This window comes from Chryseobacterium sp. DZ-32 (assembly GCF_059587025.1).
This window is the reverse complement of record NZ_JCAIOM010000018.1, coordinates 87,928-113,324: the sequence shown is the minus strand read 5'-3', so window position 1 is coordinate 113,324 and position 25,397 is coordinate 87,928. Positions and strand designations below refer to the sequence as shown.

The following is a 25,397-nucleotide window of genomic DNA, read 5'->3' as shown; positions in this document are numbered from 1 at the left end:
GGGGACGATGGTTTTTTTAGATTCATAAGGGTGACTAATTTTATGGTTTTTTAGTCAACCTTTTTCAGGACGAGACAACAATAAAAAAAACCGGAACATTTCTATTCCGGCTTTATCTGTTGTGTCAAAAAATGATTATTTTGCACCAGCAGCTGTAAGTTCAGCTTCTTTAGCTTTCATTTCTTTAACTTTATCCATGTTTTTAGTTACAATGTAAATTTCTTTTAACGCAGTAACCGCATCAAGACTCTTTGGGTTGGCTTTATACCATCCTTCAGCATATGGTAGTGCTTTTCCAAATCTTTCTCTTCTTGCATCAATCAGCTTAGAAGCCTCATCCGGCTTGTCTTTTCTTAAGGCATTGATCTCTCCTACTACTTTAGCATCATCACCAATAGTCGTATATACTAAATTCTGATATGCATCAGAGAAATCAGGCTTCAGCTCAACAGCTTTTTTGAACGCTTCCAAAGCATCGTTAACAGTAGCCGGGTTTTTAGCCTGCATTACCCCAAGGTTATACCAGTTTGTAGCATCGTTAGGGTTTTTAGCCAATTGTTCTTTCAATCCTGAAACAAATTTGTCTGTATTTCCAGACTGAAGATATGCTGTAGTCTGAGCCTCTTTAAGCTTAGCATTGTTTGGGAATTTCACCAAACCTTTTTCGATAATCGTAAGAGCCTCAGTTGGTTTTTTAGCATTCAAAAGCAATGAAGACAAAGTTTCATACAAATCAGACTCTATACTTTTAGTCTGTTCTGTCTTAAAATCACTGTAATCAGGGTTCTTTTTCATCAGTTCCCACGTCGCTTTATCAAGATTTACAACCTGACCTGTCTTCTTCTCTTTTGCAGTGTATGTAGTTTCTACTCCTGTAAATCCGGAATTGATAAGGTCTGTATATATTTTGATAGACTGATCACTGTTATTAGCTAATGCGTGGCTCAATCCGGCATAATACATATATATTTTATTATCCTGCCCGTTAGCCTTTAACAAGTCGTAGACTTCTATAAACTTAGGCGCTGCAGCAGCATAGTTTTTTGCATTATATGCATCCATAGCCACTTTATTAGCTTCCTGAAGCTGAGCATTTAAAGCTGCCGCATCTTTTTTCTGCCCAAAAGCAAAAGCAGATGCTACGATAGCCATTCCTAAAATTAGTTTCTTCATAATAACTATTTTATATTTATATTGTACAATTTATTCGGAATCAGAATTCTCATTTTCCTCTGCAGAATTTTCATTTTCAGCCTGAGGAGCCTCTTCGTTTTCCTGGTTATCAAATAGCGATCCTACAACACCTTCTTCTGTTTCTTCAAGTTCTTCAGAATCTTCCTCTACATCTTTATCCATTTCTACTTTTGCAATGGCTGCAATTTCGTCATTTTTCTTAAGGTTGATCAGTTTTACACCCTGAGTATTTCTACCCATTACTCTCATTTCATCCATTCCCATTCTGATGGCAACACCGGATTTGTTGATAATCATCAATCCGTCTTCGTCTGTTACGTTCTGAATAGCAATAAGATTTCCTGTTTTTTCAGTAATATTAAGCGTAATAACTCCTTTTCCTCCTCTGTTGGTAATTCTGTAGTCTTCTACCGCAGTTCTCTTACCATATCCTTTTTCAGATACTACAAGTACTGTTTCGTTCTCTACATCGTTCACAACAATCATACCAATAGCTTCGTCACCATCTTCAAGCAGGATTCCTCTTACCCCGATAGATCCTCTACCTACTTCTCTTACTTTCTCCTCAGGGAAACGGATACACTTACCATTTTTAGTGGCAATCATGATCTGAGAAGTTCCATTGGTAAGGTAAGCTCCTAATAGCTGGTCATTATCTCTGATTTCGATAGCATTCACCCCGTTTACTCTTGGTCTTGAATATGCTTCCAACGATGTTTTCTTGATGGTTCCGTTTTTAGTTACCATCACTACGCTCATCTGATTTACATATTCGGAATCCTTAAGGTTGTTGGTTCTGATATATGCTTTGATCTTATCATCCGGTTCAATGTTGATAAGGTTTTGTACTGCTCTTCCTTTTGCCGTTTTGGAGCCTTCAGGAATTTCAAATACTCTTAACCAGTAACATCTTCCTTTTTCAGTGAAGAACAGCATATACTGGTGGTTGGTTGCAGAAACAATATATTCAAGGAAATCGGAATCCCTTGTCGTTGCCGCTTTATTACCTACACCACCTCTACTTTGGATTTTATATTCTGAAAGAGAAGTTCTCTTGATGTATCCTGCATGAGAAATAGTAAGAACGACAGATTCGTTCGGGATAATATCTTCGATAGACATTTCTCCTCCTGAGTAATCTATTTCAGTTCTTCTTTCGTCTCCGTATTTTTCTTTGATTTCGATTAATTCTTCTTTAATGATCTGGAATCTTCTCGGCTCGTTAGCTAGGATGTCTTCCAAATTCGCGATTTCTTTCATGATCGCATCGTACTCATCACGGATCTTATCAAGCTCCATTCCTGTAAGACGGGCTAATCTAAGATCAAGAATTGCCTGAGCCTGAATATCAGAAAGTTCAAAAGCTTCGATCAAGCCTTCTTTTGCAGCCTGAGGGTTGGCACTGTGACGGATAATAGAGATTGCTCTGTCTAAAGCATCCTGAGTTCCGATCACCTTCATAAATCCTTCAAGAATATGTGCTCTCTCTTTTGCTTTCTTAAGCTCATACTGAGTTCTTCTTACGATGACCTCGTGTCTGTGCTCTACAAAGTGATGGATGATATCTTTAAGGTTCAGCTGCTCTGGTCTTCCGTGTACCAATGCAATATTGTTTACACTGAAAGATGTCTGAAGTGCTGTATATTTATATAATAGGTTAAGAACGACATTCGGTATTGCATCGTTTTTCAATTCATATACAATACGAAGTCCTTTTCTATCCGACTCATCTCTGATTTCGTGGATTCCCGGGATTTTTTCGTCTTTAACAAGCTCTGCTGTTCTGGCGATCATTTCCGCTTTGTTTACCTGATAAGGGATTTCGGTAACAATAATCGCGTTTCTGTTTCCGATTTCATCAAAGTTAACTTTAGCTCTTAAAACGACTCTACCTCTTCCTGTATGGAAAGCATCTCTTACTCCGTCATATCCGTAGATGATACCACCTGTAGGGAAATCCGGTGCAATGATGTGCTGCATCAGTTCGTCAATCGTAATTTCTTTATTATCGATATACGCACAGATTGCATCTACAGATTCTGAAAGGTTATGAGGCGCCATATTCGTTGCCATACCTACGGCGATACCTGAAGTACCATTTACCAAAAGATTCGGAATTTTAGTAGGCATTACGGTCGGTTCCTGTAAACTGTCGTCGAAGTTATTCTGGAAATCAACTGTTTCTTTGTCCAGATCTGAAAGAACCTCATCAGAGATTTTTTTCAATCTTGCCTCGGTGTAACGCATTGCTGCAGGCGGGTCACCATCCATGGAACCAAAGTTACCCTGTCCGTCTACCTGAGGATAACGCAAGCTCCAGTCCTGAGCCATTCTTACCATAGCATCGTATACAGAGGAATCTCCGTGCGGGTGGTATTTACCCAAAACGTCCCCAACAATTCTCGCAGATTTTAAATATTTTCTATTAGAAAACACCCCTAGTCCATACATACCATACAGTACTCTTCTATGAACGGGTTTCAAGCCGTCTCTTACATCCGGTAACGCTCTTGAAACGATAACGGACATCGAATAATCGATATAAGACGACTTCATTTCATCAACAATGTTGATAGGAATCAGTCTTTCTCCTTCTTTTTGCATAAACAAATTTTATTGTAATGATATTCAAACTCTTAGCTGTCAGTTTGAAAATTATTTATTTCCAATTTTTATTAACGGGCTAATTTACGAAAAAAAAGCCGATTTTTGTGGTAGAATTTATCCAAAAAATCTTAAAAATTCATAAAAATATGAGCGTATTAAGTATAACTTTCCACTGCACAAAAGATAACCTGGAAGAATGGGAAAATTATATTGATGAAACACTGGTTTTAATGACTGAAAACCTTATGGATGTTAACAAATATATTCTTTCTGAGGTGCACAGTGACTTTATCGACGAAGGTAAAAATTATAATCTCCTGTTAATTTTTGATAATGATGAACTAAGGGAAGATTTTATTAAAAGTGAACTTTTAAATATTTCCGAAAGAATTGAGAAAAAGTTCGGACAGGAAGTAATGGTTTTCAACACTTTCCTTAATCCCAAAAAATCGAGATTATAACAGATCATAAAAAAGCACTGAAAAAATTCAGTGCTTTTCTTTTTTATCTGTGATGTCCATGACCACGGCCTTTACCTTTGTGATGATGCCCGCGATCGTCATAAATATACACTTTCTTTACCTGTCCTGGTGCGTAGTACCTTGCACTTCCGCCATAATACCTTTTTGCATGACCCGGTGGCATTCTTCTTCCATGATGATCGTGTACCACACAAGATGACAGCATTAAAACTACCACAGCTACCCCAGCCATTTTAAACAAACTTTTCATTATTTTCACTTTTTCAATTTCGATAGCGAAATATATCAATGTTAATGCCAAAATAAATTGAAATTAAGCTAATGTATGTTAAAACTGACTGCTAATTTTTTATTTTTTGTACCAGTTAATAGCCGCTTCTTTTTTTCACCTGCCCAGGAGCATAGTCTTTTGCACTTCCTCCAAACACTTTTTTAGCCTGTCCTGGCGGAACTGTTTTAACCCGGCGTCCATTGTCATGCACCACACAAGATGATAACATGAATGTTACAATAAGAACTCCTGTAATTTTAATCAAATTTTTCATTATTTCTATTTTTCAACTTTATTTAATATAACAATGGTAATGCCAAAGGTTAAAAAAATTAAAGTTCAAAGCTCAAAGTTTAAGGTTTAAGGTTTAAGGCTGGAATAGATGGGCTTTTATTGTCGATGGTCAATTTTGCTTCGCAGGTCAATGGGGAATTTTGTTAGGGAGAATTATATTACCAACAAAATCATCAATTATCAATCATCTATTATCGATTATAGTTCTCTAGACGATTTCACTTCTTTTTTCCATCAGGATAATATCTTTCCACTCTCCGTTGAGTTTTCCGATTTTTTTACGGACGCCTACGATTCTGAAACCGTTTTTCTGATGAAATTTGATAGAAGTTTCATTTTCGGAGAAGATATTGGTCTGTAATGTCCAGAATCCGTGATCCTCGCTATCCAAAATCAATTTTTTAAGCAATACGGAACCCAATCCCTTTCCTTGATATTCGTTATCAAAATAAATGCTTACCTCTGCAACTCCTTTATAGCATTCTCTTTTGCTCACCGGTTTTAAGGCACACCATCCCACAACTTCATTTTTTTCATTTTCCAGTACCCAGCGGCAGTCGTTAAAATAGCCCATGCTCCATGCCTCAGCAGTTGGGACTTCTGTTTCAAAAGTGGAAATTCCACCGTCTATTCCCTGGCGGAAAATTTCAAGAACCCTGGCTTCATCAGTGGGAAGCATTTCTCTTAATTCGTAATTCATCGTATTTAATGGTATTTTCTTTTGATTTTTCTTTTAATTCTTGAGTAGTGTGTCTGCTTGCTTTTTTCGTCCTGAGAAACCACACTGATATTTCCATCCACTTCCAGAACGGAAAGCTTTACATTGTTAATGTTTTCAATTCCGTGTTCTCTTATCGCTTCTTCCAATTCGCTTTCTGTAATCTTTACCCGATTCAGGGCTGCCTGATCGGCAATTCCATCCTTGATCAGAATAACCGGCTCATCTTCCATAAAAGTCTGAAAGGAGCGGCTGGAAAACATGAATCTCTTCACAATGAAATTAGCAACAAACAAAACCAATGCCGCCACGATTCCTCCCTGAAGAGAGGTATCAGGACCTACCATTGCATTCTGAACAGCATTTGAAATTAATAACAGCAATACAACATCCCCTGCATTCAGCTGAGAAAGCTGGTTTTTACCAAATAACCGGATGGCAATTACCATGAAAAGGTAAACGCAGAGGGAACGGACAGCAACGTTAAGAATAGGATCCACAATTTTTTTTATCTACTCAAATGTATTGATTTTTGTGATTCGTGGGAAATATTTTACGGACAGATTTTGGTATACATTTTGAGCTTGAAATTCAAATAATACCACAAAATAACACCAATGAAAATTTTTTTTCTCTGTTTAGGAATATTTCTGTTTTTTGTATCCTGCAAAAAGAATGAACCTCAACCTACCCGGTTTTCAGAAACTGCCATTATTGAAAAAGTAAATGAACTGTATACTCAATATGGAAAATCCAACGAAGCTGTTTATAACCAGCCGATTCCAGATGCTTTATTTTCTCAGGATTTAAAAAAAGCTTTAGACGAGGCCATCAATGCATCAAAGGCTGATATTGAAAAGGTAAAAAAGAGTGATCATCCTGATGAGAAACCTTTAATATTCGAAGGGGCTATTTTTTCCAGCCTGTATGAAGGCTTTACAGATTATAAAATCAAGTCTGTTAAGATACAGGATAAGACTGCTGAAGCATTGTTAGCCTTTGAATATAATGCAGTTTCCCCCAAAGAAACCTGGATGGACACCGTGCATCTTATCAATACAGAGAAAGGATGGAGAATAGATAATGTTACTTTTGATACAATAGGAAATTCTAAAGATCTTAAAGCAAGATTAACAGAGTTTATTCAGGGTACACAACAATAGAAAAGCCGCTTTTGTAAGCGGCTTTATTTTTTACGGACATTGAACGATTGGAATATCGCTGCAGATTACTTTATTTGCCCACTCGCAAAACGTACAGTATTTTACAGGTTCTCCTCCGTTCACTGACTTCAACTCTGACTTTGTCAGCTTCTTTAAATTTTTCATATCGTTTTAATTTTATGGTAGCCCAAAACTAAAACATATCTGTTTATTCTTTATTACAATTTAATCTGATAAGGTTTCATTATTCACACATTCATGAATAATATGCAATAAATATTATCTGCTGTGGATCTCTACTGTCACAGGCATTACATAGGTGTAAGCAACCATGTTATCAGTTAGTTTTTTGCGGTCTACTCTATAGTCAAGATCGCTTAACACTGCTTCAATTTCCTTGCTTACGGTTTTACAGTCACCACTGGAATGAACATTAACGATTTTTCCGTTTTTAGCAATATCAAACTTCACCACAGAGTTTACGGTTCCCTGTTTGTAATCAGGATTGGTAAGATCAAAATTAGCTTCTAGTTTATTTCTGATATCATTAAATGTTTCACTCCTGTTCAACTGAATTTCCTGAATGGTATTATGATCTGTAGTCTGAGCTTTAGCAGTGTTCAAAACAGCAGCAAATCCGCAAACGAAAAGTGAAGCCATCAATATTTGAATTCTATTTTTCATAACTAACTGGTTTTAAATGTTATACTAACCTATTTTTGTATCTCTTAACCAAAGTTATTAAAAATAATTCATATTAATTTTACATTCAGTTAACATTGAGTTAATATTAAAGGTTAATTAATTGATTATCAGTGTTATAAATTTTAAAAATAATTGAAAATTTAATATTGAAAGGTAATTTTTAAGCATTAAAAAAGCTAAACTTTAATAGTTTAGCCTTTTTATTATAAAATATTCTAACGGAAATCATTTAGATTCTTTGGAATGATAAATACTGCATAATTATGAATATCTACTCCAGTTCCCTCTTCAAGAACTTCCCGGTCAAGCTCTTCTTAGACTTTACAATTTCCTCGGGAGTTCCCTGTGCTACAATCTGCCCGCCATGTTTTCCTCCTTCTGGTCCTACGTCAATAATATGGTCTGCTAATTTAATGACATCCATATTATGTTCGATGATGATGAATGAGTTTCCGAGTTCTACCAGCTGATTGATGGCATCCATCAGGATTTTCACATCTTCAAAATGCAATCCTGTAGTAGGTTCATCAAGGATATAAAGGGTATTTCCGGTTTGTCTTTTTGCCAGTTCGGTTGCTAACTTGATACGTTGCGCTTCACCTCCCGAAAGGGTTGTCGATTGCTGTCCAAGCGTAATATATCCCAAACCTACATCCTGTAATGTTTTCACTTTCGCAAAAATCTTAGGAATCGGCTGGAAGAAATCTACCGCTTCATCAATCGTCATATCCAATACGTCAGAGATTGATTTTCCTTTGTAACGGACTTCCAGGGTTTCTCTGTTGAAACGTTTTCCGTTGCAGGTTTCACAGTGCACGTATACATCCGGAAGGAAATTCATTTCGATCACTTTCAATCCTCCGCCCTGACAGGTTTCGCATCTTCCGCCTTTTACATTGAAAGAGAATCTTCCCGGTTTATATCCGCGGATTTTACTTTCCGGCAGCTCTGCAAAAAGGTTTCTGATATCGGTAAACATTCCGGTATAGGTTGCAGGATTCGAACGTGGCGTTCTTCCGATTGGCGTCTGGTCTACGTCTACGATTTTATCAATATTCTCTAACCCTTCAATTTTCTTGTAAGGTAACGGTTCCTGAACCGCTCTGTAGAAATGCTTGTTGAGGATCGGATACAATGTTCCGTTAATCAATGAAGATTTTCCACTTCCTGAAATTCCGGTTACCACTACAAGTTTTCCAAGAGGAATATCCAGGGTTACGTTTTTAAGATTGTTCCCTGTAGCGCCTTTTAACACAATATTTTTACCGCTTCCTGCTCTTCTTTCTGCCGGAATTTCTATTTTTCTTTTTCCATTAATATACTGTGCCGTGATGGTATCAGCTTTCAAAAGATCTTTTGGTTTTCCCTGCCAAAGAATCTCTCCACCGAATTTTCCTGCTCTGGGACCAATATCCAGCACCTCATCAGCTTCAAGAATCATGTCTTTATCATGTTCTACTACCAATACGGAGTTTCCGATATCTCTCAGGTTTTTCAGGGAATGGATGAGTCTTTCATTATCTCTCTGGTGAAGCCCGATACTTGGTTCATCAAGGATATATAAAACATTCACCAATTGAGATCCGATCTGTGTTGCCAGGCGGATTCTCTGTGATTCTCCTCCGGAAAGTGTTTTTGAACTTCTGCTCAGACTTAAATAATCCAATCCTACATCCAGCAAAAACTGAAGTCTGGTTTCAATTTCTTTTAAGATCTCGTGAGCAATGATTTTATTCTTTTCTGAGAATTTATCTTTAACATCAGCCAGCCAGTCTTTTAAATCCGCTAAGCTTAAAGCATTGACCTCTGCAATGTTCTTTCCATCAATTTTAAAACTTAAGCTTGAAGGCTGAAGGCGGGTACCATGACATTCAGGGCATATTTCTTCTGTAGTAAAATGTCTTTCCAATAAAACAGCTTCATATGAGTCTCTATCATCAATAATCTCCTCCATGAAAGCAATCAGACCATCGAAACCAATTTTTATTTTTTTGGTAATTCCGGCGTATTTCAGGTCTTTATTAAACTCTTTATGACATCCGTTATAGATATAATCCAGTGCTTCTTCAGGAATATCCTGCAATGGCGTTGTTAATCCTAATCCAAAGATTTCAAGAATGTTTTTGATCTGTGACAGAATCCATTTGTTGGACTTGATATCTTCCAACGGCAGTAATCCTCCCTGATTGATAGATAGTTTTGGATTGTCTATAAAGTAATCGGTATTGATCTTTTTAATAGTTCCAAGACCTTTACAATTCGGGCAGCTTCCTTTTGGGGAATTGAATGAGAAGGTATTCGGTTCCGGCAGCGCCAGAGAGTGTCCTGTTTCCGCATCCATCAGATTTTTGGAAAAGTATTCAATATCTGTACTTCCCAGTTTCTGAATTCCGATAATTCCTTCCCCCATTTCCATTGCAGTACGCAATGATTTTTCCATTCTGCTTTCCGAAGCATTCTCCCCGATAATCCAACGATCGATTACAATGTCGATATCATGGGTTTTATAACGGTCAAGTTTTAAATCATATTCAATATCCTGCAGCTCACCATCAATCCTTGCCTGCCCGTAACCTTTTTTGGCCATCTGAACAAAAAGCTCATGATAATGTCCTTTTCTGGAACGCACCACGGGCGCCAAAAGCATGATTTTCTCTTTTTTATAATTTTCTTTGATGGTTTCAAGGATCTGATCTTCAGTATAGCTTACCAACTTCTGTCCTGTGGACAAAGAGTACGCATCCGAAACTCTGGCATACAGAAGACGCAGAAAATCGTACAGTTCGGTGACCGTTCCTACGGTAGAACGCGGGTTTTTATTGGTTGTTTTCTGCTCAATGGCAATAACCGGAGAAAGTCCTTCAATTTTATCCACATCGGGACGCTCCAATCCGCCCAGAAACTGGCGTGCATAGGCAGAGAATGTTTCGATATAACGACGCTGGCCTTCTGCAAAAATAGTATCAAAAGCCAACGACGATTTTCCACTTCCGGAAAGGCCGGTAATCACGACCAATTCGTTGCGCGGAATTTTTACGTTAATATTTTTAAGATTGTGTTCACGGGCTCCGTAAACTTCTATATATTCTGTTGATTTACTCATAATTTGGGGTGATTTTGCCTGAAAATCACAACGTGCAAAAATACGAAATTTTATAGACTTTTTTTGAATATAAAAGGGATAAAAGTTTCATAAAAAATTCTTAGGTATTGTTAATGCATTGAACCCAATGTTATTGAATTTTTCCGGAAAGATTTTATAAGTTTTGGCTGAAGCCAATGAAAAGCTCATTTATTAAAAAAACGGGTCAAAGCCCGTTCCTATTGATTCAAAAATGCCGCAATTGATACGGCATTTTATATTTTAAACTGATTTATTTTTTTAAGGATTACATATCCTGGAAATCAATATCTTCATTGGTAATCCTTACGATATATTCGATTCCATCAATGGCTTTGGCAATAATCTGATTCCTTATAATATTGGCCATATTTTCCCAATAGGCTCTTCCGTAGAAAGAATAGTTCTGAGGAATGATTTCTACCTCAACCGTTCTTACAAATCCTTCTTTTGGTTTGTTGCTGATCATCGTTCCTCTTCTTACCCTTACTTCTCTTACTTCATCTTTCAGAATCATACGGCAGTAGTTTTTAACGTCTTCTAAAGAAATGATCTTATCTCTGGTTGTTAATGCATATTTATAAGCCTGAATACTATCCGTTCCTTTTTGTTCTTCGGCCCCTCCCAATGTTTCGGTAAGCAGTACCACAGTCTGAGATTTCAGCTGGTTGGAAAGTTCAGTTCCCGGACGCATATGATTGGCCAGCGTACAGTGTGTAATCCAAAAAGAAGCGTAAGTATGATCGGTTTTTTCTACCGGTTCCATGATCACGTAATTCAGCTCCTGTCTGATATTCCTTTTGGCATTATTTACTTTCTGCACCATGGATTTCATTTTGTCAGACATTTCGCTGAGAACTCCTTTTACATTATCTCTGTTCAAAAGGGAAAATGCAGCAATTTCATCTCTTGTCAGTTCCAGAACATTGGCAATCATATCTACTGCATTTCGGCTGGTAAAACGTTCCATTCCTCCCTTTCTTACAGTATATAATCCTTTTTTAAGATCATCGGCCGGAGTAAAAGGAATTTCAGTATATCTTCTGCCGTCACCATCCTGTACCTCATCCACATAAAGGAAATGCTCGCCTTCGTCTGTCACCAAAGGGATATTATTCCCCATGATATCAAGGCTGTATTCTGTTTTCTTCCAGCCTCTGTTATAGATTGGAAAAGCATTCAGCACAAATGAGAAATTATCCAGGATTTCTGCTGAAAACTGTGGCGGAAACTCAAACGTAAGCCACAGATAACTTTTATTATCCAGAAATTTAGTAATTTCTTCTTTTCCAGCCAGGAAATCAAGGTTCTGTGGAAGCTGTCCCGGTTCTGAGAACAGACTTTGAGAGATTCCTGTTACTTCAATAAATTTATGACGATAGATACTTTTAATATCTTCAATCACCTTATTTCTGATGGATTGTTCTTTGAACATCTGCTCATAACCATCGTTCTGACTTTCCGTAAGATAGCTTAATCCTTCTCTTACAAACAGAGGGTTACCATTGCTTGAAACCGTGATATACGGTAATAATTTGTATACGAAATCAAGGTGCTCGAAGGCAGGATTGGAGCAGAATATGCTCAGGTATTTGGGAAAGTTTTCACTTACATATTTGCTTACATCTACTCCTATTGTGATTTTTCTGTAATCTTCAGGTCTTCCCTGAAATCTTGCAATAGGAATTTTGTTGAATCTGTCGTCGATGCTGTAGCAGGTATTTCCTACAAACATGATCGAAGTGTGAACTTTATTGATTCTCACATTTCCTACGGGAGTAAATGGAATGTTCAGCTGTTTGTCCGATTCCGATTTCACCGTGGAAGTCATCTGTTTACGGAAAAAGAATTCCGTGTGTTCCAATAAAATTTCAGAAGACTCATAAGGCTGTGTAAAAGCTACGGAATGAGCCGGAATAGGATGTGTATAAATGGACGGTGTAAGCAGTTTTGCCAGTTTTTCCAATATACGGGCATTCACCGTCTGTATTTCATTATTCGCTTTGAAGACCTCTGTACTGAATGCGTCTATCAGCAGTTTTACAAAAGGATCTAAAGACTGCGGGCTTCTTAGTCCCCATACTTTAGTTGCATTCTGCAGCATTCTTGCTTTTACAGATTCTTTGGAATAAATATTCTGATCTAAATTCATAATTTTCTTTCGCTGTTAAAAATATTAATCAATAGACATCGGGCTTAGAAACAGTTCTGTTGAGAAGCTGAACCGTTCTCCTGTTTCTTCCATTTTTGCATTGATGGCAATTCTTACTTTCTTTTTAATTTCGGTGTGTTCTTTAGTATCGTAGCTGTGCTCTACAAATTGTATGTGAGCATCAATCTGCGGGTTCACGATTCTTGGTTCATATTCCTGAATCTGTCTTCTTAAGCTTTTGATAAAAACGCTTTCCCAGATGGCACTTGTAACTCCATTATCGAATTCAAGGTTCCAGACATCGTTTCCATAGTTTTCATCATATCTGTTCTCCCCTTTTTTGGTGGTGATCAGCAGCATAATATTGTGGGCAATACTTTCGCCCATATCGCAGGTATCGATACTTCCGCCTTCGGTCATTAAAGTAGACGGTACGAAAGGCATTCTGTAATTTGGTGTATCCATAACTTATTGTTTTTACTTCATGGTCCTGTTCTAAAAACGAAATACCAAATTACACATTTTCGACAAATAATAATGATATACTTTAAAATATTATTCAAAAACAAGGGCCTTCAAACTGAATTGAAAGGCCCATGAATCTGTTATATTATTTTTTATATTAATTATCCACCTTTTTTCGATTGATAAAATAGTACACAGGAAGTCCCAGCAATACCAAAACAAAACCAGGCCATGTATATTGCTGCTTATAAATAAGCAACAGGATACAGAAACATGTTCCTATGACAAGATAAATAACCGGCGTTACAGGATAAAGCCATGTTTTATAAGGTCTCTCCAGTTCCGGCTGTTTGATTCTTAAATAAATAACTCCAAAAACCGTAATCATATAGAAAAGAACGATCACGAAAGAGATCATATCCAGCAAATTTCCATACTGCCCGCTCAGACACAAAATGGAAGCCCAGACTCCCTGCATCCACAATGCATTTTCAGGAACTTCATTTTTATTATTTTTTACTGCTGACTTAAAGAACATGCCGTCTTTGGCCATCGTCTGAAAAACTCTTGCTCCCGCCAGAATCAATCCGTTGTTACATCCAAATGTAGAAATCATTACTAATAAGGCAATGATGATAGTTCCTGCACTTCCAAATATATTCTGGGATGCCGCTACCGCTACTCTGTCATTAGCAGCAAATGCAATTCCATCTCTGTCCAGAGCATTTAAGTAGACATAGTTTACAGCGATGTAAAGGATCATTACAGCAGAAGTCCCATAAATCATTGATTTGACTACATTCTTTTTAGGATTTTCAATCTCCCCGGAAACAAATGTTACACTTTCCCACGCAACGGAACTGAAAACAGATCCTACCATTGCAGCAGCAATTCCTCCTAAAAGAGTCATTCCTCCAATCGGTTCCCAGCCTTCTTTAAGGAAATTTCCGCTCAAATCTTTTTTAAGGTTATTAAAAGAATCTGTTCCCCAGCTAAAGTTTTCTGCTAAATGAGAAATGTCTACCAATATAAAACCGGCGGCAATCAGTCCCAGTAATGCAATAATTTTGGAACCGGTAAAGATATTCTGAAGAATTTTCCCACTTTCTACACCTCTGGTATTGATGTACGTAAGCAACAGAATCACAGCAATTGCCAGAATCTGTATCCAGGTAATTTTAAATTCACCACTCTGGAAAATAGGGGCAGCATCGTTTAATGAAGGAATCAAATACGCTGTAAATTTACCAAAAGCCATTGCTACGGCTGCAATTGTTCCGGTCTGTATTACGGTAAACAATCCCCATCCGTAAAGGAATCCCATTCTTTTACCAAAGATTTCTTTCAGGTAAGTATATTGCCCTCCGGCTTTCGGAAACAGTGCGGACAGTTCTCCATAACTTATGGCTGCGGCTACTGTCATTATTCCTGTGATCACCCACACCACAATGAGCCAATATCCTGATCCCAGGTTTCGCATCATATCAGCACTTACAATAAAGATCCCGCTTCCGATCATAGATCCCATCACAAGCATGATGGCATCCCATAGTTTCAGTTTTTTTTGCATAGTCAAGTATAGGAGTCAAATATAATCAAATCTGTCTTTGATTTTCAATTTTGTTGAAAATTCATTGAAATACCTGTTTTTTGTTATTTTTTATTCCTTTATGATTCAATTTTAATTAGTATTTTTGAGAAAAATATTAAACATGAAATTTAAAGCAATATTATTGGGTGCAGCCTTAACAGCTTCTTCATTAGCATTTGCTCAATCCGGACCACCGGAAGGAAAAGCTTTGGTAGGTGATACTTACGGAGATCAGGTAACTTCATCCGCTGAATCCAAAGCGATCACCGCAGATAAATTGAATAAGCAGCTTAAAAAAGATAACAAAAAAGTTGAGAATGTTTCCGTTAAAGGAAAAGTAACAGACGTATGCGACAAAAAAGGCTGCTGGCTTACGATCCAGACCGAAGATAATTCTAAGTTTTTTGTAAAAATGAAAGATTACGCTTTCTTTGTACCTACCGCATTAAAAGGGAAAAATGTTGTATTGGAGGGGAACGCAGAAAGAAAAGTAACTTCTGTAAATGAACAGAAACATTACGCGGAAGATGCTAAAAAGCCTCAGTCTGAAATTGATGCTATCACTCAGCCCAAAGAAGAAATCAGATTTGTAGCGAATGGAATTAAAGTGGTTAACTAATCTTTAGAGGAATCGACATTCTAAAATTAAGTTTTGGCTAAAGCCGGATGAATATTCATTAAATTAAATGGGCTAAAGCCCATTCCTATTGAATAACATTATAATTGAGTGGATAGCCCATTTGAATTTTGGAAATTAGTTATATAAAAAGTTTCGGCAGCCTGAAGGGCTGCCGAAACTTTTTATATGGGAGATATTTAAAGTCTTTTAATCTTCTATTTTAAAATCCACAACTGCGTCCAGTTTGGGATATTTAGTTGCAGAAATAAATTTCTTTCCGGTACAGTCTATTTCCAGCCAGCCCTTTTTTTGTTTCACATCTCCGGCTTCCATTACGAAAGGAATAAATGAGATGTCACTTTTCCCATCTTCTTTGATTTCCCTGTACTGAACTGCAATATCAAGAATACATTCATGCTCTGTATTCAGCTTTACATTTCTGTAAATCAAGTCATAATGAGTTTCCTGGTTCTCAGGGATTTCAAGGTAAGTTTCCCAGCCTGTAGTATCAGAGTTAAGTTCACTGATTGCTTTCAAAGCATAATAAAGAGCAATTGTATAGTATTTTCTTGTTCCTGTCCGGGTATAATCTTCTACAAAGTGCCCGCCTTCAAATAAGATGGTTGGCATCCCTGCTTTGATAAAGTTATCTCCGGTAGAAGTCGGATAAAATTCATCAGAATATCTTCCGATCTGGTTGGGGATCATTTCTTTTAAGTGGTTGTATATACTTCCAATGACTGCCATACATTTCTTTCTGTTTTCGGTAACCGTCCGTTCTACGTTTTCCGAAGGAGCCAAAAAGGAAAGCGTAGCAGGATGAATACCATCAGTGGTAAAAATGGTTCTCTGCTCATGAAGATTTAAAGCATAATCATATTTTTTGGAAGCTGCTGCTTTTTTCAGGAATTTAATCTCCTTACTTGCTTCGTTATGAAAATCTCTGTTCAGGTCAATATCGGCAGCATTCAGTCTGGTCCATCTTTCGGATCCGTCCGGATTCAGCATGAATATAAAATCAAGTGTTATTTTACTGAATAAGTCCTCCTTCATTTCCGGAGCTTTATCAAGGCTTACCAAAAGGTCAAGCATAGCATGAGTGGCATTAGATTCATTTCCGTGCATTTGTGACCAGGCCAATACCTGAATGTTTCCGGTTCCGATACTTAACTGATAAATCGGTTTATCTAAATAGGATGTTCCGATCTCGTGAATATAATCGCTGAGATTGGCCTGTAGATAAGAAAATAATTTTTCAGGGGAAATATAGCGATTTGAGAAATCGGGGTTTTGAGAATAGATCTGTTCAAAATTCATTGTAGGAATAGTTTACAAGAATCAAATTTAGCCATTTTTAGCCAAAAATTTAAATTAACATTTGTAAATGTTAGCAAAATTCACGAATTTACATTTGACATCTGTTCTGAAAATTGTTTACAAGATTTAAATTATTCAAATTGAGAGTTATAAAAATAAATTGACAATTGTAATATTATTAAACAGCACTGGAGGACAATTTGTCTGTGGATAAAATTGTGGATTGCGAATAATTTAATATGATATATTTAAAATATTAAAAGTCAGTACTTTATAAAGTTTAATTCAACTGTATTTATAACCGTACTTTAAGTGTAAAAATAGAGTGTTTTTGCTATTTGAGGGTTATTTTGCTAAACATAAAAATTGTGGAAAACCAAGTTGCTTAGTAGTGTATACATATGTAAAACCACAGAAAAATCAAATGGATGTCTGAAAATTATTCAAATAATACTTTTATCAGGAGTTTTAATCTTTGATAAAATGAGTTGCTTAACAGGAACCCATTTTACCTCCGATTTAGCCAAATATGGGCTTAAAATGATGTATTTACATCAGTAATTTACCTATGTAACTCTGTTAAATGGGCGTTTATGGGCGTTTTATGAGGTATTTATTGATAATCTTATTACCGAAAACGATATAAGCTGTTTAATAATGTATACTCTGTTTTTAAAGATATTTAATGGACAAAATAGCTCCCTAAATGGGCTGGATTTACATTTTTAAACCAATATTTTGGAAAAGTACAAGTCTTTTAATAGATACAAATAACCTGTTGAAAATTCTAACAATAGATTAGTATAATAAGCAAATACAATTGTAATTAAAGCATAACTAACTGATTTAAATATAATTAAAATCAAGTTACAAATGTATACAAAGAATATTTTCATTTATTTACATTTGTGTATTGTATTTGTAAATTATATAAGTTACATTTGTAAAATAATTAAAAGCTTATTTTTATGAGTTTAAATGAAAGAATTTCAAAAATTATAGAGTATTCTCAACTTACCCCTTCCGAGTTTGCTGATGAGATTGATGTGCAGCGTTCGTCTATTTCACATATCACGTCAGGAAGAAACAAACCTTCTCTTGAGTTTATCATAAAAATAAAATCCCGTTTCCCGGAACTTCTATGGGATTGGCTGGTTACAGGTGAAGGTGAGATGCTAAAGTCCCAGCTGCCCGAATCAGAAATTAAAGAAGAATATACGGAAGAGGAGAAAATAAAAACAACTCCACTACCCGATCTTTTTACGATGATGAATGATGATGATGAATTCGGAAGTAATGAAACGGAAAAAGAAGCTCCAAAATCAAGCTCTGGAGAATCGTTTATACCGGCCCATGATAAAGCTCAGCCGCAAATATCGGATTCTCAGCGATTAGAAAATTCGGGTGATCATATTTTAGGACAACTATTTGGTAATCAACAAAGTAAGATAAAACGAATTGTTCTGTTCTACGAAAACGGAAAATTTGAAAGTTTTGAGCCTTAAAAAACCTGATCAAGGAAATGATCAGGTTAAAAAAATATTTGAAGAAGAAAACTAAAGCTATTGCTTTATTTTATTTTAAAAAATTTTCACGGATACAAGCTGATAGAATTTTTATCTTTTATGATCGTCTGATCCCCTATTATATTTTTATAATTTAGTTTTAATAAGAGTGATTAGTGTATTGGAGAGTTATTCTCAGAGGACAGAAGTGTACTAGTAAATGAAGATAGTGTTTTATGTTTTTTTATAGTTTTATCAAATATAACTATTTAAAATTAAATCAACAATAAAAATCGAATTATTTTACACTATAACCAACGCATCTTACTATTATATTCATTATCATTAATTCACTGTTCCATTCCGTCTTTTAATTCCAATAAAAAAGACCTGCAAAACTGCAGGCCCTATATATATTGTGGACAATACTATTATTTCTTTATATATATTGTGGACAATACTATTATTTCTTTCTTCTTTCCAATTCTTTTTTGATCAGTCCAAGCTCTCTTCCGGTTTGTCCGGCCACAGAGGTGTTTTCCTGGGCTCTTCTAGTTAAATAAGGGACAACATCCTTTACAGGTCCGTATGGAAGATATTTAGCCACATTATAGCCTTTATCTGACAGATAGAAAGTGATATTATCGCTCATCCCGTAAAGCTGTCCGAAATAAATGTGCGGATTGCTGTTTTCCAGAGATTTTGCTTTCATTTTATCCATAATCAGCTCAGAAGAGATTTCATTATGGGTTCCAAAGAATGCTGACACTTTATCCAGATGATCCATTACAAAGTCAATTCCTGCATTATAATTTTTATCTGAAGCCTCTTTTGTCGGCTGAATAGGATCTGCGTATCCTTTTTCTGCTGCTCTGGCTCTTTCTTTTTCCATGTAAGCACCACGAACGATTTTATAACCGATGAAGTAATTTTTCTCTCTTGCTCTCTGAAGATGTGCCTCCATATACTCCAGTCTTCCGGTTCTGTACATCTGGATGGTATTCCAAACTATAGGTTTCTGCTGGTTATATTTCTCCATCATTTCTTCACAAAGATGGTCTGCTGCGTCCTGCATCCAGGTTTCTTCAGCATCTACCATTACTTTTTTATCATGTTCATGGCAAAGACTGCATACTTCATCAAATCTTTTTACCACTCTTTCCCATTCTTCTTTCTGGCTGGTAGTAAGCTCAGCGCCTTTTCCAACAGCTTCATAAAGATCAATTCTTCCGAATGCGGTAGGTTTAAATACAATAAAAGGAATCGCCGGATTTCCTACTGAGAATCTTACAATGTCCTTGATTTCTTTGCAAACCGCATCAAAAGTTTCTTCATCTTCTTTCCCTTCAATGGAATAATCAAAAATACTCCCAACTCCCCTTTTAAACAGCTGTTTTACAACTTTCATGCTTTCTTCACGGGTTTCACCACCGCAGAACTGCTCAAATAAGGTATTTTTTACAATTCCGGTAACGAAAGGGAAATTGTTGTGTACTGTGAAATTCAGAACAGATGTTCCAAGGCTTGTAAGAGTGGGCTGTTCAATCATTTTAAACATCCAGTAAGCCTTTCTCAATTGTGCATCAGACTTGTCTGCAAATGCAATTTTAGTATCATTAAAAATGGGCATTCCTATTTATTAAATTTAGTTATGCAAAGGTAATAATAACCTCAGTTTATTTAAAGAATTTTTTTACAATTTATGCTCTATTCCGTTTAAAAGCATGGCGATGATTCCGACAAAAACCCAGAATCGTAATACATTCAATGTAAGAAAGTTACTTCTTCTGGAAGCATTTAAAAGAAGATATATGCATACAATCATGACAAAAAGCCCGCCGGCAAAATAATAAGCCATGAATCCGGTAGTGCTGGTTTTCGTAATAATATTCATTGAAACTGCCATGGTAACGATCAGTAAAGAAGTCAGAATAATTTTTGTATTTCTGCTTTTAAAATAATTGGGAATGGTAGTATATCCGAAAGCTTTATCCACACTTCTAGTAAGCGTATCTTTCACAATATCAATACATAGCAGGATAAGGAATAGAAAAACAGCCATCAGAAAAACCTTTTTGGAAAAAGTTTCGTAATACACCATCATTCCAAAGAACGGATACAGCGTCAGACTGACAAAAGTAAGGTTGTTCAGGATCAGTATTCTGCTCAGTTTATGGCTGTAAAACCACATAAAGAACTGATAGACCAGAAAAAAAACAAATACATTATGAGAAATTATCCAGGCTACCCCTAGAGAAATTGCACTTAGTGCCAGGTAGGCATAGAGAAAATATTTTTGTTTGATGAAACTCTGAACCCTTGTTCTGAAGGGTTTTACTACATGATCTTTCTCCAGATCGTAAAATTGGTTGATGATACCACCTGCCAGAATCGTAAGGACAGTACAAAAAATAATCCCGTGTACTTTGAAATCGAAGACAAATTTTCTGAAAGATTCATCCTGATTGAACAGGAAAAAAGTAGATACATAAAGTGCAAACGTCAACAGAGCAGCTACAAAAAACCGTGCTCCGAGAAGAAAGCCCACGAATTGTGAAAATCTGTAAAATAGAGATTTTGATAAATAGTTTTTAGATTGGAAAGGTTCTTTTTCAGAATTCATTCCAATCTGTTTAAAATCTGTAAATCACTTCTTTTTGGAAGCCGTCAAGCATTTTTTCTGCTTTTGCATAGTCTTTGGTAAATCCTAAGATATAGCCGCCTCCACCGCTACCGCACAGTTTCAGATAATAAGCGTTAGAATCCAGACCTTTTTTCCAGATGTTAAAAATACTTTCAGGGATCATAGGACGGAAATGTTCATAAGCCCAGTGAGAAAGCTTTTTAAGGTTTCTGAAGAACGGATTCATGTCTTTTTTAAGGAAAGATTCGATACATGCGTTGTTATAACGGATGAACTCTTCTTTCAGGGTTTTACGGAAACCTTCTGTTTTCATTTTTTCGAAGAAAATCTGAATCATAGGTCCTGTTTCACCAGTCATTCCGGAATCGATCAGGAAAATAGCTCCTTTTCCTTCTTCGCCTTCGGGAATATTCACCCTGTCTAAATTTTCTTTATTTTCGATAAGGATTGGCAGATTCATATAACAGATCAGTGGATCCATTCCTGAACTTTTTCCATGGAAATAGCTTTCCATTTCACCAAAAACAGCTTTTAATTTTTTAAGATTATCTTTTGAAATGTTTTCAGGATTCAGCTTGCTGACTGAATATTTTTCAAAAATAGCAGCCACTAAAGCACCGGAACTTCCCACTCCATATCCCTGAGGAATATTGGAATCAAAGAAAAGTCCGTTTGAAATATCATTTTTGAAGCTCTCGATATCCAGCTTAAAGTCGTCGGAAAGATCAAGTGCTGTAAGAAATTCAGAATATTTCTGCAAATGTCTGTTGGAATTAAGTTCGAAATCAGAACTCAGATCTGAGAATTTCAAAGTCCCTTTATAGAAGCTGTAAGGTACAACAAGCCCCTGGGAATCTTCAATCATTCCGTATTCTCCAAACAGGATTATTTTTGCATAAAATAAAGGATTGGTCATATTGACAATAAATCTTTTTGCAAAGTTAAAAATTATTCCGCTGAATATAAGCAAAACTCAGGCCGAATTGTCTTTTATTTTTCTTTCTTCAGTTCTTCTATTAAAAATACGAAAAAATATGGTAAATACTATAATTTCACAGATAAAATTCAATGAATTACCTTGACAAAAAAAAGACGTTAAAAATAACGTCTTTCAATTTTATAATGTTTCTCTGTCTTTTCTCATTTTAACCTTCAGGAATCTGATTAAAACCAATCCTGCGGCGAAGAATATAGTCATGGACAATGCTGCAATACGCATATTATTGAAATGTTCGATCAATGTTGCAAAGATAAATGTTCCGATGATAATAGCAATTTTTTCCAACACATCATAGAAGCTGAAATAGGTTGTATTCTCCATTGAGTTCTCAGGCAGAAGTTTTGAATAGGTGGATCTGGACATTGCCTGAAGCCCTCCCATTACTAACCCTACTACTGCAGCAACTCCATAAAACTGGTATTCTACTGTTGGGTTTTCTTTGTTCAGGAAATAAGCCCAAAGACAAGCTACAATCCATAGGATGATCGCAATTGAAATAACATTTTTGTTACCAATTCTCTTTGATAACCGTGAGAAAATAACCGCTCCAATGATTGCTTCAATCTGAATCACCAAAAGAGTTCCGATCAGCTTATCCTGAGCAAGGTTAATTTCACTTTTTCCAAATAATGTAGCCATAAGGAAAATCGTCTGCATTCCTACACTGTAAAAGAAGAAGCTCGACAGGAAGAATTTCAGGTTTCTATCTTTGAAAAGCTCTCCTCCTACCTTAAACAGCTCGTGGAAACTTTCTTTTGCAATATCTTTATAGAAGCTCAGGTTATCTTTAAATACTTCAAAGAAGCCTCCCTGTTCTTCATGTTTTTTGAAGATATTCTTATAGTTCAGCAGTACTAAATCTTTAGGCAGTTTATCTTTCACATCCCCAAACTGAGGAAGGTGCTTGAATGTATATTGAGAAAAACCGAACCACCATGCTCCTGTCAGAAGGAAACTGATTCTTGTAAACAGCAGCTGCTGCGCGGCTCCTTTAGCAAAAACCTGAATCAGTACCAAACAGATCACCACCAAAACTACGGAACCGATGTATCCGTAAACATACCCTCTTGCAGAAAGCGCGTCCTGTCTGTCCGGTGTTGCAATATCCGGGAGGAAAGAGTTATAAAAAACTAAACTTCCCCAGAAACCGACACTGGCTGTAATGCTGAATAAAAGTCCCAGAAATACATTATGCATTCCCGTAAACATGGCCAATCCCATACAAGATGTTGCACCAAGATAGCAGAAAAACTGCAGGAAAGACTTTTTATTTCCAATCGTATCCGCTAATGAAGATAAAAATGGAGACAGCAATACTACGATAAAGAATGATATGGTAAGGGAATATCCATACACCGCATCTGGCTGATATTCTTCTCCAAAAATTTTGATCATATGTCTTACCGGAACATCAATCCATGTTTTTGTTTCTGCCACGTATTCTTTTTTCTCGTAAGCAGTAGTAAGGATAGAGTAATAAATGGGAAAAATGGTAGAGGTAATCACCAGGGAATAAACAGAATTTGCCCAGTCATATACAGCCCAGGCTTTCATAATTTTCGGATTATTCTTTATGTTTTTAGGCTGTCGATTCTCAGTTTCAGACATTTCAAATATATATTAGTAGCACAAAAATAGAAAAACTACGGAATATTCTACGGTTTTTAATATTATTTTGAAAATAATAATTGTAAAGTATTGAAATAACTCAGCAAAGTTTTAATCACATTTGATACCATCAAAGGTTAGACCGCATCTGTTGAAGGTATACAACCTCCTATATTTATGTAGATAAATTATCTGGCTGGAATTATAAAGTTCAGCCCTGTAACTAAAAAATCGGGGTTTAAAGACCCCGATTTTTATATTTTAAACCACAAAATGCGGTTATATACTTATCAATTATACGTTTTCAATCACAATTGCAGAAGCACCGCCACCACCATTACAGATAGCAGCAGCTCCGTATTTCGCATTATTTTGCTTCAATACGTTGATTAATGTAACGATGATTCTTGAACCTGAACTTCCCAGTGGATGTCCTAATGCTACAGCCCCTCCGTTTACGTTTACTTTAGCAGCATCCAGCCCTAAGATTTTGTTGTTTGCCAGTCCTACAACTGAGAAAGCTTCGTTGAATTCGAAGAAATCGATATCGGAAACTTCTAATCCTGCTTTTTTAAGCGCGATAGGTAACGCTTTTGCCGGAGCTGTTGTAAAGTTTTCAGGCTCCTGTGCTGCATCAGCATAAGAAACGATTTTTGCCAGAGGCTTCAATCCAAGTTCTTCCATTTTTTCTTTAGAAACAAGGATCAACGCAGAAGCTCCATCGTTCAGAGTAGATGCGTTTGCTGCTGTTACTGTTCCTTCTTCTTTTTTGAATACGGTAGGAAGTGTTGAAATTCTGTCAAAGTTTACTGCTTTGTATTCTTCATCTTCAGCAAAGATAACTGGTTCGCCTTTTCTCTGAGGAATAGAAACCGGTACAATTTCTTCGCTGAATTTACCTTCGCTCCAGGCTTTTGCAGATCTTTTATAAGATTCTACAGCGAAGTTATCCTGATCTTCTCTTGTGATATTATAGTCTGTAGCACATTTTTCTGCACATACTCCCATATGTACTTTGTTGTACACGTCTGTAAGTCCGTCAAGTACCATTCCGTCAAGCATTTTGATATCGCCTAATTTTATAGCAACTCTTGCATTGTAATAATGAGGAACTAAAGACATGTTTTCCATACCTCCTGCAACAATTACTTCTGCATCACCAGCTTTAATAGCCTGAGCTGCCATTGTTACAGCCTTCATTCCTGAAGCACAAACTTTATTGACTGTAGTAGAAGGTGTATTGATTGAAAGACCTGCTCCTAAAGCAACCTGACGAGCCGGCGCCTGGCCTTCCCCTGCCTGAAGAACATTTCCCATATAGATTTCCTGAACTTGATTAGGATCTAAACCGATTTTATCTAATGCTCCTTTTACAGCAGTTGCTCCCAGTTTTGTAGCCGGAACCGTTGATAAGCTTCCCATAAAACTCCCCATAGGCGTTCTTACTGCGGAAACAATGAATACTTCTTTCATGTATATAATTTTTATTTAGCTGAAACGGAATAAAAATCCCGTTTTTATAGTTAGAATTTATTTCACTTTTATGTATACCAGGTCAAATTGAGTCCCTTCAATTTTGGTATTCACTTTCAGAAGATTATCCTGAGTGGCGACTATTTTATTATTGAAGACATCTCCTATCTGTGCAGGATCATTTTTATCAGATTTCTCTATCACGATTGCTTTATAATTGCAGTCATCCACAAAAACCAATGTCGATTTGATATAATCTTTTCCATTATTGAAATATTCGGTTTGAACATTATCTTTAATGGTCATATGCCATATTGCTTCCGGATAATTGGGTCTTAGAAATTTTCCTTCTTTTATGTTAGTACATTTAGGCGGATTATCCGGTTTTTTCTGTTCTGTTGCCTGAGCATACACCTGTGCAGCTGTCATCAACAAAATTCCTGCTGAAAAATTTTTTAAAAAGTTCAT

The 25,397-nt window shown here is 36.4% G+C and carries 23 protein-coding genes; 4 read left to right on the top strand and 19 right to left on the bottom strand.

All coding sequences use genetic code 11. The annotated features are described in order from the left end of the window. Positions 1–135 precede the first annotated feature (135 nt). Both AC59HC_RS18625 and gyrA read right to left on the bottom strand, forming a co-directional pair. Complete coding sequence (locus AC59HC_RS18625; protein ID WP_446105739.1) at positions 136–1,173, bottom strand: tetratricopeptide repeat protein; 1,038 nt, start codon at positions 1,171–1,173, stop codon at positions 136–138. A gap of 30 nt (positions 1,174–1,203) precedes the next feature. Continuing rightward, entirely contained in the window at positions 1,204–3,798 is a 2,595-nt protein-coding gene (gene gyrA / locus AC59HC_RS18620; RefSeq protein WP_496559131.1) for a DNA gyrase subunit A, read from the bottom strand. A gap of 149 nt (positions 3,799–3,947) precedes the next feature. On the opposite strand from gyrA, the gene AC59HC_RS18615 reads away from it, so the two are divergent. Beyond that, the gene (locus tag AC59HC_RS18615; RefSeq protein WP_343642716.1) at positions 3,948–4,262 is read left to right on the top strand and encodes a DUF4286 family protein; all 315 of its coding nucleotides are present in this window, start codon (positions 3,948–3,950) and stop codon (positions 4,260–4,262) included. Between the two features lie 43 nt (positions 4,263–4,305). Here the strand turns inward: AC59HC_RS18615 and AC59HC_RS18610 are convergent, their stop codons facing one another. From AC59HC_RS18610 to AC59HC_RS18595, 4 genes are all read right to left on the bottom strand, one after another. Then, the gene (locus AC59HC_RS18610; RefSeq protein ID WP_171006281.1) at positions 4,306–4,533 is read right to left on the bottom strand and encodes a hypothetical protein; all 228 of its coding nucleotides are present in this window, start codon (positions 4,531–4,533) and stop codon (positions 4,306–4,308) included. A gap of 115 nt (positions 4,534–4,648) precedes the next feature. After that, positions 4,649–4,828 (bottom strand): quinol oxidase subunit 4, encoded by a 180-nt coding sequence (locus AC59HC_RS18605; protein ID WP_343642712.1) that lies wholly within the window; start codon positions 4,826–4,828, stop codon positions 4,649–4,651. A gap of 228 nt (positions 4,829–5,056) precedes the next feature. Then, a complete protein-coding gene (locus tag AC59HC_RS18600) occupies positions 5,057–5,548 on the bottom strand; it encodes a GNAT family N-acetyltransferase (protein WP_202840655.1) in 492 nt (163 codons plus the stop codon). A gap of 5 nt (positions 5,549–5,553) precedes the next feature. Further along, positions 5,554–6,066: a DUF421 domain-containing protein gene (locus AC59HC_RS18595; protein WP_202840657.1), complete on the bottom strand. Its 513-nt coding sequence runs from the start codon at positions 6,064–6,066 to the stop codon at positions 5,554–5,556. A 117-nt stretch (positions 6,067–6,183) separates the two neighbouring features. Between AC59HC_RS18595 and AC59HC_RS18590 the strand changes: the two genes are divergently transcribed. Then, positions 6,184–6,729, top strand: a complete 546-nt coding sequence (locus AC59HC_RS18590; protein ID WP_496559130.1) for a hypothetical protein — start codon at positions 6,184–6,186, stop codon at positions 6,727–6,729. A 30-nt stretch (positions 6,730–6,759) separates the two neighbouring features. Here the strand turns inward: AC59HC_RS18590 and AC59HC_RS18585 are convergent, their stop codons facing one another. The 6 genes from AC59HC_RS18585 to AC59HC_RS18560 form a co-directional block, all read right to left on the bottom strand. Then, a complete protein-coding gene (locus AC59HC_RS18585) occupies positions 6,760–6,894 on the bottom strand; it encodes a bacteriocin-like protein (RefSeq protein ID WP_082798797.1) in 135 nt (44 codons plus the stop codon). 114 nt (positions 6,895–7,008) lie between these two features. Further along, a complete protein-coding gene (locus tag AC59HC_RS18580; RefSeq protein ID WP_137904927.1) occupies positions 7,009–7,413 on the bottom strand; it encodes a hypothetical protein in 405 nt (134 codons plus the stop codon). A 292-nt stretch (positions 7,414–7,705) separates the two neighbouring features. Then, positions 7,706–10,537 carry an excinuclease ABC subunit UvrA gene (gene uvrA, locus AC59HC_RS18575; RefSeq protein ID WP_137904926.1) on the bottom strand — a complete coding sequence of 944 codons (2,832 nt, stop codon included), beginning with the start codon at positions 10,535–10,537 and terminating at the stop codon, positions 7,706–7,708. Between the two features lie 286 nt (positions 10,538–10,823). Further along, a complete protein-coding gene (locus tag AC59HC_RS18570) occupies positions 10,824–12,707 on the bottom strand; it encodes a type VI secretion system baseplate subunit TssF (RefSeq protein WP_110010242.1) in 1,884 nt (627 codons plus the stop codon). Positions 12,708–12,731: 24 nt separating this feature from the next. Beyond that, on the bottom strand, positions 12,732–13,172 hold the full coding sequence (locus AC59HC_RS18565) for a GPW/gp25 family protein (RefSeq protein WP_002979175.1): 441 nt from the start codon (positions 13,170–13,172) through the stop codon (positions 12,732–12,734). 157 nt (positions 13,173–13,329) lie between these two features. Further along, positions 13,330–14,742 carry an APC family permease gene (locus AC59HC_RS18560; RefSeq protein ID WP_110010243.1) on the bottom strand — a complete coding sequence of 471 codons (1,413 nt, stop codon included), beginning with the start codon at positions 14,740–14,742 and terminating at the stop codon, positions 13,330–13,332. Between the two features lie 142 nt (positions 14,743–14,884). On the opposite strand from AC59HC_RS18560, the gene AC59HC_RS18555 reads away from it, so the two are divergent. Continuing rightward, positions 14,885–15,382 (top strand): DUF4920 domain-containing protein, encoded by a 498-nt coding sequence (locus tag AC59HC_RS18555; protein WP_202840669.1) that lies wholly within the window; start codon positions 14,885–14,887, stop codon positions 15,380–15,382. A 207-nt stretch (positions 15,383–15,589) separates the two neighbouring features. On the opposite strand, the gene AC59HC_RS18550 is transcribed toward AC59HC_RS18555, so the two are convergent. Beyond that, positions 15,590–16,699, bottom strand: coding sequence for a M14 family zinc carboxypeptidase (locus tag AC59HC_RS18550; RefSeq protein WP_343642692.1), 1,110 nt, complete (start codon positions 16,697–16,699; stop codon positions 15,590–15,592). 968 nt (positions 16,700–17,667) lie between these two features. On the opposite strand from AC59HC_RS18550, the gene AC59HC_RS18545 reads away from it, so the two are divergent. Further along, complete coding sequence (locus AC59HC_RS18545) at positions 17,668–18,204, top strand: helix-turn-helix domain-containing protein (RefSeq protein ID WP_482399148.1); 537 nt, start codon at positions 17,668–17,670, stop codon at positions 18,202–18,204. A gap of 463 nt (positions 18,205–18,667) precedes the next feature. On the opposite strand, the gene AC59HC_RS18540 is transcribed toward AC59HC_RS18545, so the two are convergent. From AC59HC_RS18540 to AC59HC_RS18515, 6 genes are all read right to left on the bottom strand, one after another. Next, positions 18,668–19,834: a proline dehydrogenase family protein gene (locus AC59HC_RS18540; RefSeq protein ID WP_411413094.1), complete on the bottom strand. Its 1,167-nt coding sequence runs from the start codon at positions 19,832–19,834 to the stop codon at positions 18,668–18,670. A gap of 63 nt (positions 19,835–19,897) precedes the next feature. After that, the gene (locus AC59HC_RS18535) at positions 19,898–20,827 is read right to left on the bottom strand and encodes a UbiA family prenyltransferase (protein WP_411413093.1); all 930 of its coding nucleotides are present in this window, start codon (positions 20,825–20,827) and stop codon (positions 19,898–19,900) included. A 10-nt stretch (positions 20,828–20,837) separates the two neighbouring features. Beyond that, positions 20,838–21,764: a mevalonate kinase family protein gene (locus AC59HC_RS18530; protein ID WP_227942248.1), complete on the bottom strand. Its 927-nt coding sequence runs from the start codon at positions 21,762–21,764 to the stop codon at positions 20,838–20,840. A 201-nt stretch (positions 21,765–21,965) separates the two neighbouring features. Further along, entirely contained in the window at positions 21,966–23,456 is a 1,491-nt protein-coding gene (locus AC59HC_RS18525; protein ID WP_202840676.1) for an MFS transporter, read from the bottom strand. A 294-nt stretch (positions 23,457–23,750) separates the two neighbouring features. After that, on the bottom strand, positions 23,751–24,929 hold the full coding sequence (locus tag AC59HC_RS18520; protein WP_202840678.1) for an acetyl-CoA C-acyltransferase: 1,179 nt from the start codon (positions 24,927–24,929) through the stop codon (positions 23,751–23,753). Positions 24,930–24,986: 57 nt separating this feature from the next. After that, a complete protein-coding gene (locus AC59HC_RS18515; protein WP_202840680.1) occupies positions 24,987–25,397 on the bottom strand; it encodes a hypothetical protein in 411 nt (136 codons plus the stop codon).